General features: G+C 38.5%; 1 protein-coding gene. It reads left to right on the plus strand.

Annotation, left to right across the window (positions count from 1 at the left end):
• The first annotated feature begins 140 nt into the window (after positions 1-140).
• Positions 141-614, plus strand: coding sequence for an IS200/IS605 family transposase (tnpA, locus tag C1G49_RS10965; protein WP_105125667.1), 474 nt, complete (start codon positions 141-143; stop codon positions 612-614).
• The last annotated feature ends 139 nt before the right edge of the window (positions 615-753 follow it).

Consider the following 753-nt stretch of genomic DNA (forward strand, 5'->3'; position numbering starts at 1 on the left):
TTATGGCTTCGAGCCAGTTTTTCTCGTAGAGAAAAACAAGAAAACCACCAGCTATGCTGGTGGCTGACAAGGCTTTGAGCTTCCATTTCTTTTTCCTGTTATAATCTAATTGTTCAGGTTAGATAAAGGAGGAAAAAGAAATGGCTAAAACCAGTTACAGTTTATCACATACCAAATGGATGTGCAAATATCACATAGTTTTCACACCTAAGTACCGGAGAAAATCCATTTACTACAAAATTAGACAGGACTTAATTGATATTTTCCGTCATCTATGCCAATACAAAGGCGTGGAAATTATTGAGGGACACATGATGGCAGACCATGTTCATATGCTTGTCTTGATCCCACCGAAACTTTCGATTTCCGATTTTATGGGATATTTGAAAAGTAAAAGTGCTCTAATGATATTTGATAAACATGCTAATTTAAAATATAAGTATGGAAATCGAAAGTTTTGGGCTAGAGGCTACTATGTTAGTACCGTTGGGTTGAACGAAAAGACAGTTGCGAAATACATTCGCGAGCAGGAGAAAAATGACATTGCGCTTGATAAATTGAGTGTCAAAGAGTATGAAGATCCATTTTCAGATGGCAGTTTTAGAACAAGATAAAAGCCCGTTGTTACGGGCATTAGTCAAGTAATTATAGCACTAACCTGAACGAAGTTCAGCGAACGTCTTTAGACGTCGCTGGAGAGAAACGGCTTATAGCCGGTGTACAAGCCACCCGTTTTCACGGGTGGTTATGACT

Origin of the sequence: Streptococcus suis, assembly GCF_002960625.1 — a bacterium.
Taxonomy (GTDB): Bacteria; Bacillota; Bacilli; order Lactobacillales; family Streptococcaceae; genus Streptococcus; species Streptococcus suis_T.